Origin of the sequence: Streptomyces sp. NPDC058662 (assembly GCF_042716255.1) — a bacterium.
Classification (GTDB): domain Bacteria; phylum Actinomycetota; class Actinomycetes; order Streptomycetales; family Streptomycetaceae; genus Streptomyces.
Genome location: NZ_JBHXRU010000049.1, coordinates 31,660 through 45,327 on the forward strand (window position 1 = coordinate 31,660; position 13,668 = coordinate 45,327).

A 13,668-nucleotide genomic window follows, 5' to 3' on the forward strand; every position below is an offset into this window, starting at 1 on the left:
GTCCTGCGGTTGGGGTGTGCGGGGGAAGCCGTAGCCGTCGGGCTCGCGTTCGGCCCGGGTCGGGGCGGTGCCGTGGTGGGGGTCGTCCTGGGGCGGCTGCGCGCGCGGGAAGCCGTGGCCGGGGGCGTCCGCGGGGGCCGGTTCCCGCTTCGCGGCCGGGGGAGTGGCGTTCGGGACCTCGTGCTCGGGAGCCTGGGGCTGGGCGGGCGCGGCGGGCGGCGGCGGGAAGCCGTAGCCGTGCGCACTCTCCGCGCCCTGCGCCTGCTCCGGGGCCGCGGCCGGAGGGAACCCGTACCCCGGCGCCCCGGCCGGAGCGGGCGTCTGCGCCGGAGCGGGCGGGAAGCCGTAGCCGTCCCGCGAGGTCTGGGAATCCGCGAACGCGGCCGGCAGCGGCGGGAGTTCGGCAACCGACCCGGCGAAGGGCCGCTCCGGAGTCACGGACGCGGCGGCGACCGGCTCCTCCGCGCGGGGCGCACGCTGCGCGGGTACGGCACTCTCCTCGGCCTCGTCCATCTGCCGGGGCGTCGCCGCGGGCTCCGAGGCCGCGTACGGTGCGTCGGCGCGGGCACCGGCATCGGCACCGGCCGTCTCCGGCTCCGCCGCAGGCGTCTCCGCCGCCGGGGTGGCGGCGGCGGGCGCGGTCCGGGCCGCGGGAGCTCCCGCGAAGGGCGGCAGCGAACCGGCCCAGTCGGACGGACCCGCGGCGCTCACCGACGGGCCGCCGCCCCCGAAGGGGGTGCCCGTGGCCGGAAGCGCCGACGGCGATCCGGCGCCGCCGCCGCCGAAGGCCACGGAAGCGGAGAAGGAGGCGGGCGCCTCACCGGCGGGTGCGGGCGCGCTGCCCGAGCCGGGAGCGTCCGAGGGCTCCGGGGCCCCGGCCGCGGGCGCCGCGGCCGACGGCGCGCTGTCGACAGGCTCCGGGGGCGCGACCGGCTCGGCGGCGGGCGCCGAGTACGGCGTGTACGCGCCGGCCGAGGCCGACGCCGGCGGCGTGTACGGGGCCGCCTTGGCGGCATCGGCGGGCGGCGTCGGCGGCGTGAACCGCACCGGCGGCGGCGGGACCACCTCCGCGGGGCGGTAGGGCTCGTAGCCGCTGCCCTCGGGCAGCCCCGGTACCGACGCGGCCGGGCCCGTCGAGCCCTGCGTGTACCAAGCCGGCGGGGCGTAGTCGATGGTGAACTCGCCCGTCGTCTCGGGCTCCGCGTCGGACTGATCGTCCGTCGGGACGTCCCACGTCCCGCCGCGCCTCTCGTTCCGATCGCCGCTCACTTGGTCCTCCTGGTCTGTCGAACGCTGGTCCGGCGCCCACCTCGACGCCGCGCCCACGCTCAGCCTAATCGCGCTCCGCCCGCCAGGATCCGCCCCCGTCGACGCACCCCTTCCCGGCCGGCCGGACGCACCTCTCATAGTGCCCGCAGCGGTCCGCCCCACGGCAACTGCCCCTGCTCGCTCCCCGTACGCAGCCGCGCGGCCCCCGGCATGTTCAAGGTCGCCCGCAGCAACGGGCTTGGTTCCCAGGGGAGGTGATCCCCCGTCGGCCCGCCGCCGACTCCCACCGGATGAAGAAACGAGAACAAGCCCAAGCGGAAGCGCCCCCCTCCGGGCCCCCCCGGGCCCCACCCCCGGGCCCCACCTCCGGGCCGCGCCCTCCGCCGGCCCGCCCCTCCGGGCCCACCCTCCGCTGGCCCCGCCCTCCCGGGTCCCGCTCCCGGCCCCGGGCCAAGCCCCCCCGGGTCCCGCTCCCGGCCCCGGGCCAAGCCCCCCCGGGTCCCGCTCCCCGCCCCGGGCCAAACCCCTCCGGGCCCCACCCCCGGGCTGCGCCCTCCACCGGCCCCGCCTCTCCGGGCCCACCCTCGGCTGGGCCCCCCGGGCCCCGCCCCCGCTGGCCACGCGCCTCCGGCCCCGCCCCTGCGGAAGCTGCCCCCGCCGTGCCCGTACGCGCACCCGCGCACCCGCGGCAGCCCGACCGGGCACCGGGCATCGCGCACCGGCACCGGTACCGGGCACCGGCACCGGCACGCGCGGAAGGGGCCCGCCCGTACCGGGCGCGCCCCTTCCGATGCCTGCCGTGCCGCCGCCCCTCAGGGGTGGTGGCGGTCCAGATCGAACTCGCCGTCCCGGGCGCCCAGTACGAACGCCTCCCACTCGGCGGCGGTGTACCGCAGCACGGTCTCCCGGTCCAGCGAGGACCGCATGGCCACCGCGCCCTCGGGCAGCCGGGCGATCTCGACGCGCTCCTCCTCCGGGCTGGTCCCGGGCGGGCCCTCCCACTCGACGCCGCTGATGTCGAGCGCGTACAGCTCGTCCTTCTCCTGCTGGGTGCCCATGCGCGGCCTCTCCCTCGGTGGTGCGGTCCTGCTAGGTCTCCGTCGCCGATTATCGGCGACGACCCGCCTCCACCGGGAGGTTTCCCGACGATCCACCCGCTCCGCCGAACCCGGACCCGGCCCCGGGCCCCGCCACCCCGGCCCCACCCCCCGGAGAAAACCACTGGCCCCGCCCGCCCCTCCTCTGCCACTCTTCTCAAGGCGGCGCACGGACCTCCCGGAGGCCCGCGGAGCCCCGGCCCGCGGCGGCCGTCCCGGACGATCAAGCACGGTCCCCGTGCCCACAGGCCGAGACGTGGCTGAGCGGCAGCCTGGTACGCTGTGTTACGGCCGTTTGTGTACGCGCCCCCGGAATCCTCTGGAGGCTGCGCTCAGCGGACCCCGCCTCCCGAGTAACGGAAGCTCCCCAGAGAATCAGACCTGGGGCACTCGGTGGCAACGAAGACCTAAACGAGGAGTACGCGTGCCGCTCGACGCCGCTACGAAGAAGCAGATCATCAGCGAGTTCGGTGCCAAGGAGGGCGACACCGGCTCTCCCGAGGTCCAGGTCGCCATGCTGTCCCGCCGCATCTCGGACCTGACCGAGCACCTCAAGACGCACAAGCACGACCACCACTCCCGTCGCGGTCTGCTGATCCTGGTCGGCCAGCGTCGCCGCCTGCTGCAGTACCTGGCCAAGAAGGACATCCAGCGCTTCCGTACGCTGGTCGAGCGCCTCGGCATCCGCCGCGGTGCGGCCGGCGCCAAGTAACACGGCGTGAAGGGGAGCGGTTCCCACATCCGGGGGCCGCTCCTTTGCTGTACGTGCGGGACCGACCGGACCCTTTGTAGTCTGGACGGGACGCACGCGCACGTCTGAGAAGCGCACTGGTCGCAGATGACCTGAGTAGACGCGTGCAGACGCGCGAAGACGTGCACAACAGAAGAGGAGGAGCGCCCTCCCTACGCCGCCGGTCCTCGGTAGTGGCACCCGGAATGCCCTGACGGGCAACGAACCGGGTGCTTCGATCGAAGACCGGCCCCAGGCCAGGAGCGCTTCTCCGCAACCGTTCGCCGCCACACGGGTGGCGGACGGAGACGACGAAAATGGAGAAAACGCTAGTGGAGAACGAGACCCACTACGCCGAGGCCGTCATTGACAACGGTTCCTTCGGCACCCGCACCATCCGCTTCGAGACGGGCCGTCTGGCCCGCCAGGCCGCCGGTTCCGCCGTTGCCTACCTGGACGACGACACGATGGTGCTTTCCGCGACCACCGCGTCGAAGAAGCCCAAGGACCAGCTCGACTTCTTCCCCCTGACGGTGGACGTCGAGGAGCGCCAGTACGCGGCCGGCAAGATCCCCGGCTCGTTCTTCCGCCGCGAGGGCCGCCCCTCCGAGGACGCGATCCTCACCTGCCGCCTGATCGACCGCCCGCTGCGCCCGTCCTTCAAGAAGGGCCTGCGCAACGAGATCCAGGTCGTCGCCACGATCATGGCGCTCAACCCGGACCACCTGTACGACGTCGTCGCGATCAATGCCGCGTCCGCGTCCACCCAGCTGGCCGGCCTGCCCTTCTCCGGCCCGATCGGCGGCGTCCGCGTCGCGCTGATCCGCGGCCAGTGGGTCGCCTTCCCGACGCACACCGAGCTTGAGGACGCCGTCTTCGACATGGTCGTCGCGGGCCGCGCCCTGGACGACGGCGACGTCGCGATCATGATGGTCGAGGCCGAGGCCACCGAGAAGACCATCGCGCTCGTCAAGGGCGGCGCCGAGGCGCCGACCGAGGAGGTCGTCGCCGCGGGCCTCGACGCCGCGAAGCCGTTCATCAAGGTCCTCTGCAAGGCCCAGGCCGACCTGGCCGCCAAGGCCGCCAAGCCCGAGGGCGAGTTCCCGGTCTTCCTGGACTACCAGGACGACGTGTACGAGGCCCTCTCGGCCGCCGTCAAGGGCGAGCTGTCCCAGGCGCTGACCATCGCGGGCAAGCAGGACCGCGAGGCCGAGCTGGACCGCGTCAAGGAGATCGCCGCCGAGAAGCTCCTCCCGGCCTTCGAAGGCCGCGAGAAGGAGATCTCCGCCGCGTACCGCAGCCTGACCAAGGCCCTGGTGCGCGAGCGCGTCATCAAGGACAAGGTCCGCATCGACGGCCGCGGGATCACGGACATCCGTACCCTCGCCGCCGAGGTCGAGGCCATCCCGCGCGTGCACGGCTCGGCGCTGTTCGAGCGTGGCGAGACCCAGATCCTGGGCGTCACCACCCTCAACATGCTCCGCATGGAGCAGCAGCTGGACACCCTCTCCCCGGTGACCCGCAAGCGCTACATGCACAACTACAACTTCCCGCCGTACTCCGTCGGTGAGACCGGCCGCGTGGGCTCGCCCAAGCGCCGCGAGATCGGCCACGGCGCGCTCGCCGAGCGCGCGATCGTGCCGGTCCTCCCGACCCGCGAGGAGTTCCCGTACGCGATCCGCCAGGTGTCCGAGGCCCTCGGCTCCAACGGTTCGACGTCCATGGGCTCGGTCTGCGCCTCCACCATGTCGCTGCTGAACGCCGGTGTGCCGCTCAAGGCCCCCGTCGCCGGTATCGCCATGGGCCTGATCTCCCAGGAGATCGACGGCAAGACCCACTACGTCGCCCTCACCGACATCCTCGGTGCGGAGGACGCCTTCGGCGACATGGACTTCAAGGTCGCCGGCACCAAGGAGTTCGTCACCGCGCTCCAGCTGGACACCAAGCTCGACGGTATCCCGGCCTCGGTCCTGGCCGCCGCCCTCAAGCAGGCCCGCGACGCCCGCCTCCACATCCTCGACGTGATGATGGAAGCGATCGACACGCCGGACGCGATGTCCCCCTTCGCCCCCCGGATCATCACCGTCAAGATCCCGGTGGACAAGATCGGCGAGGTCATCGGGCCCAAGGGCAAGATGATCAACCAGATCCAGGAGGACACCGGCGCCGAGATCACGATCGAGGACGACGGCACCATCTACATCGGTGCCTCCGACGGCCCGGCCGCCGAGGCCGCCCGCGCCACGATCAACGCGATCGCCAACCCGACCATGCCGGAGGTCGGCGAGCGCTACCTGGGTACGGTCGTCAAGACCACCACCTTCGGTGCTTTCGTCTCCCTGATGCCCGGCAAGGACGGCCTGCTGCACATCTCGCAGATCCGCAAGCTCGCCGGTGGCAAGCGCGTGGAGAACGTCGAGGACGTGCTCGCGGTCGGCTCCAAGGTCCAGGTGGAGATCGCCGAGATCGACCAGCGCGGCAAGCTCTCCCTGATCCCCGTGATCGACGGCGAGTCCGCCGACGCTGCCTCCGATGACGCAGACAAGGACGACTCCGACAAGTGATGTCGCGTAGTTCCCGTGTGACGGCCCGCCCCTCTTCGGAGGCGCGGGCCGTCGCCCGTACCCAAACCCTCCTCCAGGGCCGGAACGGCATCGGCACCGTCCGGCGCACCGTCCTGCCCGGCGGACTGCGCATCGTCACCGAGACGCTGCCCTCCGTCCGCTCGGCCACCTTCGGCATCTGGGCGCACGTCGGCTCCCGTGACGAGACGCCCACGCTGAACGGCGCCACGCACTACCTGGAGCACCTCCTCTTCAAGGGCACCGAGAAGCGCAGTGCCCTCGACATCTCCGCCGCGATCGACGCGGTCGGCGGCGAGATGAACGCCTTCACGGCGAAGGAGTACACCTGCTACTACGCGCGCGTGCTCGACACCGACCTGCCGCTGGCCATCGACGTGGTCTGCGACATGCTCACCGGCTCGCTCATCCGCGAGGAGGACGTCGTCGCCGAGCGCGGGGTGATCCTCGAAGAGATCGCGATGACCGAGGACGACCCGGGCGACTGCGTGCACGACCTGTTCGCGAAGACCATGCTCGGCGACACCCCGCTGGGCCGTCCCGTCCTCGGCACCGTCGACACGATCAACGCCCTCGGCGCCGACCGGATCCGCCGCTTCTACAAGAAGCACTACGACCCGACCCACCTGGTCGTGGCCGCGGCCGGCAACGTCGACCACGCCAAGGTCGTACGCCAGGTACGCGCCGCCTTCGAGAAGGCCGGCGCCCTCGGCCGCACCGACGCCGAGCCCGTCGGCCCGCGCACCGGCACCAAGCGGATCCGCACGGCCGGCCGCGTGGACCTGGTCAACCGCAAGACCGAGCAGGCCCACGTCGTCCTCGGCATGCCGGGCCTGGCCCGCACCGACGAGCGCCGCTGGGCGCTGGGCGTGCTGAACACCGCCCTCGGCGGCGGCATGTCCTCGCGCCTCTTCCAGGAGGTCCGGGAGAAGCGCGGCCTCGCCTACAGCGTGTACTCGTACACCTCGGGCTTCGCCGACACCGGCCTGTTCGGCGTGTACGCGGGCTGCCGGCCCAGCCAGGTGCACGACGTGCTCCGGATCTGCCGCGACGAACTCGACAAGGTCGCCGCGGACGGACTCAGCGACGAGGAGATCAGGCGCGCCATCGGCCAGGTCTCCGGGTCCACCGTCCTGGGCCTGGAGGACACCGGCGCGATCATGAACCGTATCGGCAAGAGCGAGCTGTGCTGGGGCGACCAGATGTCGGTCGACGACATGCTGGCCCGGATCGCCGCCGTGACCCCGGACGAGGTCCGCGCCGTCGCCCGGGACGTGCTGGCCCAGCGCCCCTCGCTCGCGGTGATCGGCCCGCTGAAGGAGAAGCAGGCCGGCCGCCTCGACGAAGTGGTCGGCTAGTACCGCACCCAGGTAAGTCAGTGCTGATGTAAGGACATGGATATGAGCAAGCTGCGCGTGGCGGTCCTCGGAGCCCAGGGCCGCATCGGCGCCGAGGCCGTCAAGGCGGTCGAAGCCGCCGAGGACATGGAACTGGTGGCGGCGCTCGGCCGCGGCGACAAGCTGGAGACACTGGCGGAGGCCGGCGCGCAGGTCGCCGTCGAGCTGACCACGCCCGCCTCGGTGATGGGGAACCTCGACTTCCTCATCCGCCACGGTATCCACGCCGTGGTCGGTACGACCGGCTGGACCGAGGACCGCCTCGCGCAGCTGACCACCTGGCTGGCGGGCTCTCCGGAGACCGGCGTGCTCATCGCCCCGAACTTCTCCATCGGCGCCGTCCTCACCATGAAGTTCGCGGCCCAGGCGGCCCGCTACTTCGAGTCCGTCGAGGTCGTCGAACTGCACCACCCGAACAAGGTTGACGCGCCTTCCGGTACGGCGACGCGCACGGCGCAGCTCATCGCGGCCGCCCGTGCCGAAGCGGGCTGCCCCGCCCAGCCCGACGCCACCGCCACGGCCCTGGACGGCGCGCGCGGTGCGAACGTCGACGGCGTCCCGGTGCACGCCGTCCGCCTGCGCGGCCTGCTGGCCCACCAGGAAGTGCTCCTCGGCAGCGAGGGCGAGACCCTGACCATCCGTCACGACTCCCTGCACCACAGCAGCTTCATGCCGGGCATCCTGCTCGGCACCCGCCGCGTGGCGGGGACCCCGGGCCTCACATTCGGCCTGGAAAACTTCCTCGACCTGGGCTGAATCGACCACCATGCGCGCGAAGATCACGTACTTCATCACGGCCGCCGTCCTGGTCGTCTACTTCGTCCTGGTCGGCAGCCGGGGCCTGATGCTGATCCGGCACGGCACCTGGCTCACCGTCACCTTCGGTGCGGCCGTGCTGATCCTGCCGGTCATCGGCGTCTGGTTCCTCTGGATGAACACCCGCTTCGTCACCCGGGCCAACCAGCTCGCGACCGAGCTGGAGGCCGAGGGCGGGCTGCCCGTCGACGAGCTGGAGCGCGACCAGTACGGCCGCATCCGGCGCGACTCCGCCGACGAGGTCTTCGCGCGCCGCCGGGCCGAGACCGAGGACGCGCCGGGGGACTGGCGCAGCTGGTTCCGGCTCGCCGTCGCCTACCACGACGCCCGCGACACCCCCCGGGCGCGCAAGGCCATGCAGCGCGCGATCGCCCTGCACGACGGGAAGCCCGTACAGGCCTGATACCTGTACGGGCTTCCCGTGCGCGCGCGGCGACAGCGCGTCAGACGGCGGCCGGCCGGTACTCCTCCGCCCACGCCTCGACCATGTCGGCCGCGCGGTCGAAGGCCTCCGCCCGGGACAGGAAGTCGGCGTTGTGGTCGGTCAGCAGCACCGGCAGCCGCGCCCCGCCGTGCCCGGCCACCATCAGCGCCTGGCCCTGCACGGTCCTCGGCAGCCCCAGCCAGCGCACGGGCTGCTGCACGGTGCGCACCTCTGCGATCTCGCTCCACGCGAGGGAGCGCGTCCCGAAGAACCCCACGCGGCGCAGCCCCGTACGGCTCACCCAGACGCCGGCGCGCAGGATCCGCAGCGCCGAACCGATGACGCAGAGCGCCGCCACCAGGCAGACGCTCGCTCCGGCCCAGGCGCCGACGGCACCGACGATCATCGTGGACAGCAGCATGAAGGCCGACAGCAGGAGGAGCAGCGCGGCGATGGCGACCCGCCACGGTCCGGGCCGGTAGGGACGCCGCCAGCGGTCGCGGTCGTCATGGGCCAGCACCTCGCCGCCGTCGTCATCCGCGTCGAATACGCCGTCGGCCGTCAGGAAGGGCAGGGGCACGGCTGGACCTCACTCACATGCACGTTCGGTTGGGCAGTGCCCGTGAGGCTACCGCTCCTGGGACGCCTCCGACTGCTGCGACTTCTGCGCCGTCCTGCTCGGCTCCAGCGCCGGCATGCCGAAGAGCAGCGATCCGGCGAGCCCCGCCACCACGGTCAGCCCGACCAGACTACGGGCGGCCGTCTGGGTCCTGCTCATCCGCTCGCGCGGCGGTGGAGTGACATTGCTTCTGAATCGGTCGGCCTCGGCGACGAAGGCGAACGGGACGTTCTCGCGCCGGAGGAACATAGGAGCGACTCTCCTCACGATAGGGGCCCTGAGGGCGGTACGGCAGTGCGGTGTGTTCTCTCCTGTAGGACGCGCGGGCCGCTCAATCCGTGCCGGAATTCAGGACATTCACCAGAATTCGTGGCGCCGCGTCAGCTGACCGGGTGGTCCCGGCCCCGCGTGCGACTGCGCGTCGGGCGGTGACCGGCGACGTAGAGTGGGCGCGCCCCAGGAACGCACGTTTGGAAGGACCCCCGGTGAGCGACACCGCCGCTTCAGATCTGAAACCCAGCTTCCGCAGTGACGTGACGGTGGAGCTGGTGAAGCACTCCGCCGCCGACTCCGACGTGCTGTGGGCCGCCCGTGTCTCCACGGCCGGCGAGCAGTCCCTGGAGGAGCTGAGCAAGGACCCGGAGCGCTCGAAGGGCCTGATCAACTACCTGATGCGGGACCGGCACGGCAGCCCGTTCGAGCACAACTCGATGACCTTCTTCATCAGCGCCCCGATCTTCGTCTTCCGCGAGTTCATGCGGCACCGCGTGGGCTGGTCGTACAACGAGGAATCCGGCCGCTACAGGGAGCTCGAACCGGTCTTCTACGTCCCCGACGCCGAGCGCAAGCTCGTCCAGGAGGGCCGCCCGGGCAAGTACGTCTTCGTCGAGGGCACCGAGGCGCAGCAGCGGCTGACCGCCCGCGTCATGGAGGACTCCTACCTCCGGGCCTACGAGGCCTACCAGGAGATGCTGGCGGCGGGCGTGGCCCGCGAGGTCGCCCGTTCGGTCCTGCCCGTCGGTCTCTTCTCCTCCATGTACGCGACGTGCAACGCGCGCTCGCTCATGCACTTCCTCGGTCTGCGCACGCAGCACGAGCTGGCCGCGGTCCCGTCCTTCCCGCAGCGGGAGATCGAGATGGTCGGCGAGAAGATGGAGCAGCACTGGGCCTCGCTGATGCCGCTCACGTACGCGGCGTTCAACGGCAACGGGCGCGTTGCCCCGTAAGGCCCCGGACGCCAACGGCGTACACATGTGCGGAGTCAAGTCCCAAGTGTCCGTATTGCGGCGTTTCGGAAAGTTCATCTAGGCTGATCAAACGGACCCGGCACTGCTTGAACCCCCGAGCAGGCAGTGCCGGCGTCCAACACACTGTTGAAGTCCCCGAGGGACGCCGCGAGCATGGCAGCGAGTAGCGTGTTACCCATGGCTCCGATCTCGACTCCGCAGACCCCCTTCGGGCGGGTCCTCACCGCCATGATCACGCCGTTCGCGGCGGATGGCTCACTCGACCTCGACGGCGCGCAGCGGCTCGCCGTCCACCTGGTGGACGCAGGCAACGACGGCCTGATCATCAACGGCACCACCGGTGAGTCGCCCACCACCACCGACGCGGAGAAAAACGACCTCGTACGAGCCGTCCTCGAAGCGGTCGGAAGCCGCGCCCACGTCGTCGCCGGCATCGGCACCAACGACACCCGCCACACCCTGGAGCTGGCCCGCGAAGCCGAGCGCATCGGCGCCCACGGCCTCCTCGCGGTCACCCCGTACTACAGCAAGCCGCCGCAAGAGGCCCTGTACCGGCACTTCACGGCCATTGCCGACGCCACCGCACTGCCGGTCATGCTCTACGACATCCCCGGCCGCAGTGGTGTCGCGATCGACACCGAAACCCTGGTACGGCTGGGCGAGCACCCCCGTATCGTGGCCAACAAGGACGCCAAGGGCGACCTCGGCCTCGCCAGCCGGGCCATCGCGCAGAGCGGCCTGGCCTGGTACTCCGGCGACGACATGCTGAACCTGCCGCTCCTGTCGGTCGGCGCGGTGGGCTTCGTCTCGGTGATCGGCCATGTGGTCACCCCCGAGCTGCGCGCCATGCTTGAGGCCTACACGGGCGGCGACGTCCAGAAGGCCACCGAGATCCACCAGAAGCTGCTCCCCGTGATCACCGGTATGTTCCGCACCCAGGGCGCGATGACCTCCAAGGGCGCGCTGGGTCTGCAGGGTCTGCCCGCGGGGCCCCTGCGGCTCCCGCTGATCGAGCTGTCCGTCGAGGAGACGGCACAGCTCAAGATCGACCTTGCCGCCGGCGGGGTACAGCTCTGACACCAGACTTCACAACTGAATACGCAAGACCAAAAAGACGAAGCAAGTGCACGAATGACATGCGCGCCACGTGCCTTCCGAGGTACGTGGCTCGTGTGGTGAGGAGATACTTTTGAGCCACCCGCATCCCGAACTCGGTCCCCCGCCGAAGCTGCCCAAGGGCGGCCTGCGCGTCACCCCTCTGGGTGGTCTCGGCGAGATCGGCCGCAACATGACCGTCTTCGAGTTCGACGGTCGCCTGCTGATCGTCGACTGCGGCGTCCTCTTCCCCGAGGAGGAGCAGCCGGGCATCGACCTGATCCTGCCGGACTTCACGTCCATCCGGGACCGGCTCGACGACATCGACGGCATCGTCCTGACCCACGGGCACGAGGACCACATCGGCGCCGTCCCCTACCTCCTGCGGGAGAAGCCGGACATCCCGCTGATCGGCTCCAAGCTGACGCTGGCCCTCATCGAGGCGAAGCTCCAGGAGCACCGCATCCGCCCCTACACCCTTGAGGTGAAGGAGGGGGAGCGCGAGGCCCTCGGCCCCTTCGACTGCGAGTTCATCGCGGTCAACCACTCCATCCCGGACGCCCTGGCCGTAGCGATCAGGACCCCCGCGGGCCTGGTCGTCGCCACCGGCGACTTCAAGATGGACCAGCTCCCGCTGGACAAGCGCCTCACGGACCTGCACGCCTTCGCGCGCCTGAGCGAAGAGGGCATCGACCTCCTCCTCTCGGACTCGACGAACGCCGAGGTCCCCGGCTTCGTGCCGCCCGAGCGGGAGATCTCCAACGTCCTGCGCACGGTCTTCGCGAACGCCCACAACCGGATCATCGTGGCCAGCTTCGCGAGCCATGTGCATCGCATCCAGCAGATCCTCGACGCCGCCCACGAGTACGGCCGCAGGGTCGCGTTCGTCGGCCGCTCGATGGTCCGCAACATGGGTATCGCGCGCGACCTGGGCTACCTGCGGGTCCCGGCCGGCCTCGTCGTCGACGTCAAGACCCTCGACGACCTGCCGGCCCACGAGGTCGTCCTGGTCTGCACGGGCTCCCAGGGCGAGCCGATGGCGGCCCTGTCCCGGATGGCCAACCGCGACCACCAGATCCGGATCGTCCCCGGCGACACCGTGATCCTGGCGTCGTCCCTGATCCCGGGCAACGAGAACGCGGTCTACCGCGTGATCAACGGCCTGACCCGCTGGGGCGCCAACGTCGTGCACAAGGGCAACGCCAAGGTGCACGTTTCCGGCCACGCCTCCGCGGGCGAGCTGCTGTACTTCTACAACATCTGCAAGCCGCGGAACCTGATGCCGGTCCACGGTGAATGGCGCCACCTGCGTGCCAACGCCGAGCTCGGCGCCCTGACGGGTGTCCCGAAGGATCGCATCGTCATCGCCGAGGACGGCGTGGTCGTCGACCTGATCGACGGCAAGGCCCGCATCTCCGGCAAGGTCCAGGCCGGCTACGTGTACGTGGACGGCCTGTCGGTCGGCGACGTCACGGAGGCCTCGCTCAAGGACCGCCGGATCCTCGGGGACGAGGGCATCATCTCGGTCTACGTGGTGGTGGACAGCACGACGGGCAAGGTCGTCAGCGGCCCGAACATCCAGGCCCGGGGCTCCGGTATCGACGACGGCGCCTTCGGCCCGGTGATCGCGAAGGTCGAGGAGGCCATCGCCCGCGCCGCCGCCGACGGCGTGGCCGAGCCGCACCAGATCCAGCAGCTCATCCGCCGCACGATGGGCAAGTGGGTCTCGGACAGCTACCGCCGCCGCCCGATGATCCTCCCCGTCGTCGTCGAGGTCTGACCCTCGCCGTAGCGACCGCACGGGAGCGGGGCAACCGGATTTGCGTCCGGGGGCCCCGCTCCAGTACGTTTACGTCTCCACCTCGCAGGGCAGACGGGCACACTCGTGTGTCCGGACGCTTCGCGCGAGCGGGTGGGAATCCAGACCGGGGAGACCTGATAAAGTCTGGTTCTCCCGAAAGGGAAAGGCCCGCCGAAGGCCATTGGAATTCGAATCCGATCGGAAACGACACGGAATCGGATCTGATAGAGTCGGACTCGCCGGAAAGGGAAACGCGAAAGCGGAAACCTGGAAAGCGAAACCCGCTTCGACCGGGAATCGGACACGAAAGAGTCTGATAGAGTCGGAAACGCAGAACAGAACGAAACGAAGCCCGGAGGAAAGCCCGAGAGGGTGAGTACGAAGGAAGCGTCCGTTCCTTGAGAACTCAACAGCGTGCCAAAAATCAACGCCAAAAGTTGATACCCCGTCCATTTCGGTGGATGAGGTTCCTTTGAAAAAGTCCTGTGGGGCTCCCTCGTGGAGTGCTTGCAGGCAATTACACAGCGAGGACGTTGTGGCGCGTCGGTCTTATTCCGACAGGACGTGCCCGCTCTAAGTGATGTGTGCACC

12 protein-coding genes are annotated in these 13,668 nt (G+C 70.7%); 8 read left to right on the forward strand and 4 right to left on the reverse strand.

Annotation, left to right across the window (positions count from 1 at the left end):
- Together ACFWUQ_RS18650 and ACFWUQ_RS18655 are read right to left on the reverse strand one after the other, a co-directional pair.
- Positions 1–1,269 (reverse strand): SCO5717 family growth-regulating ATPase (locus ACFWUQ_RS18650; protein ID WP_384539035.1); only part of this gene is annotated, 1,269 nt, incomplete at its 3' end.
- Positions 1,270–2,081: 812 nt separating this feature from the next.
- Positions 2,082–2,327: a DUF397 domain-containing protein gene (locus ACFWUQ_RS18655; protein ID WP_384539037.1), complete on the reverse strand. Its 246-nt coding sequence runs from the start codon at positions 2,325–2,327 to the stop codon at positions 2,082–2,084.
- A 463-nt stretch (positions 2,328–2,790) separates the two neighbouring features.
- Between ACFWUQ_RS18655 and rpsO the strand changes: the two genes are divergently transcribed.
- The 5 genes from rpsO (at position 2,791) to ACFWUQ_RS18680 (ending at position 8,294) form a co-directional block, all read left to right on the forward strand.
- The gene (gene rpsO, locus ACFWUQ_RS18660; protein ID WP_031143997.1) at positions 2,791–3,078 is read left to right on the forward strand and encodes a 30S ribosomal protein S15; all 288 of its coding nucleotides are present in this window, start codon (positions 2,791–2,793) and stop codon (positions 3,076–3,078) included.
- Between the two features lie 350 nt (positions 3,079–3,428).
- Positions 3,429–5,660, forward strand: a complete 2,232-nt coding sequence (locus tag ACFWUQ_RS18665; RefSeq protein ID WP_384539055.1) for a polyribonucleotide nucleotidyltransferase — start codon at positions 3,429–3,431, stop codon at positions 5,658–5,660.
- Positions 5,657–7,036: a M16 family metallopeptidase gene (locus ACFWUQ_RS18670; RefSeq protein ID WP_384539039.1), complete on the forward strand. Its 1,380-nt coding sequence runs from the start codon at positions 5,657–5,659 to the stop codon at positions 7,034–7,036. The genes ACFWUQ_RS18665 and ACFWUQ_RS18670 overlap by 4 nt, the downstream gene beginning before the upstream one ends.
- A 42-nt stretch (positions 7,037–7,078) precedes the next feature.
- Positions 7,079–7,831: a 4-hydroxy-tetrahydrodipicolinate reductase gene (dapB, locus tag ACFWUQ_RS18675; RefSeq protein ID WP_384539041.1), complete on the forward strand. Its 753-nt coding sequence runs from the start codon at positions 7,079–7,081 to the stop codon at positions 7,829–7,831.
- Positions 7,832–7,841: 10 nt separating this feature from the next.
- A complete protein-coding gene (locus tag ACFWUQ_RS18680) occupies positions 7,842–8,294 on the forward strand; it encodes a hypothetical protein (protein ID WP_384539043.1) in 453 nt (150 codons plus the stop codon).
- A 40-nt stretch (positions 8,295–8,334) separates the two neighbouring features.
- On the opposite strand, the gene ACFWUQ_RS18685 is transcribed toward ACFWUQ_RS18680, so the two are convergent.
- Both ACFWUQ_RS18685 and ACFWUQ_RS18690 read right to left on the reverse strand, forming a co-directional pair.
- Positions 8,335–8,895 (reverse strand): PH domain-containing protein, encoded by a 561-nt coding sequence (locus ACFWUQ_RS18685; RefSeq protein ID WP_384539045.1) that lies wholly within the window; start codon positions 8,893–8,895, stop codon positions 8,335–8,337.
- 48 nt (positions 8,896–8,943) lie between these two features.
- Complete coding sequence (locus ACFWUQ_RS18690; RefSeq protein ID WP_384539047.1) at positions 8,944–9,183, reverse strand: hypothetical protein; 240 nt, start codon at positions 9,181–9,183, stop codon at positions 8,944–8,946.
- 236 nt (positions 9,184–9,419) lie between these two features.
- Between ACFWUQ_RS18690 and thyX the strand changes: the two genes are divergently transcribed.
- The 3 genes from thyX to ACFWUQ_RS18705 all read left to right on the forward strand — a co-directional run bounded on the left by thyX (position 9,420) and on the right by ACFWUQ_RS18705 (position 13,056).
- On the forward strand, positions 9,420–10,160 hold the full coding sequence (thyX, locus tag ACFWUQ_RS18695; RefSeq protein ID WP_384539049.1) for an FAD-dependent thymidylate synthase: 741 nt from the start codon (positions 9,420–9,422) through the stop codon (positions 10,158–10,160).
- Between the two features lie 198 nt (positions 10,161–10,358).
- The gene (gene dapA, locus ACFWUQ_RS18700; protein WP_384539051.1) at positions 10,359–11,258 is read left to right on the forward strand and encodes a 4-hydroxy-tetrahydrodipicolinate synthase; all 900 of its coding nucleotides are present in this window, start codon (positions 10,359–10,361) and stop codon (positions 11,256–11,258) included.
- A 112-nt stretch (positions 11,259–11,370) separates the two neighbouring features.
- A complete protein-coding gene (locus ACFWUQ_RS18705; RefSeq protein WP_384539053.1) occupies positions 11,371–13,056 on the forward strand; it encodes a ribonuclease J in 1,686 nt (561 codons plus the stop codon).
- Positions 13,057–13,668: the final 612 nt, after the last annotated feature.

Bases quoted from the DNA above. Each gene is read 5' to 3' on its own strand.
- ACFWUQ_RS18655 (WP_384539037.1), bottom strand. From the start codon at position 2,327: ATGGGCACCCAGCAGGAGAAGGACGAGCTGTACGCGCTCGACATCAGC.
- dapB (WP_384539041.1), top strand. From the start codon at position 7,079: ATGAGCAAGCTGCGCGTGGCGGTCCTCGGAGCCCAGGGCCGCATCGGC.
- ACFWUQ_RS18680 (WP_384539043.1), top strand. From the start codon at position 7,842: ATGCGCGCGAAGATCACGTACTTCATCACGGCCGCCGTCCTGGTCGTC.
- ACFWUQ_RS18690 (WP_384539047.1), bottom strand. From the start codon at position 9,183: ATGTTCCTCCGGCGCGAGAACGTCCCGTTCGCCTTCGTCGCCGAGGCC.
- dapA (WP_384539051.1), top strand. From the start codon at position 10,359: ATGGCTCCGATCTCGACTCCGCAGACCCCCTTCGGGCGGGTCCTCACC.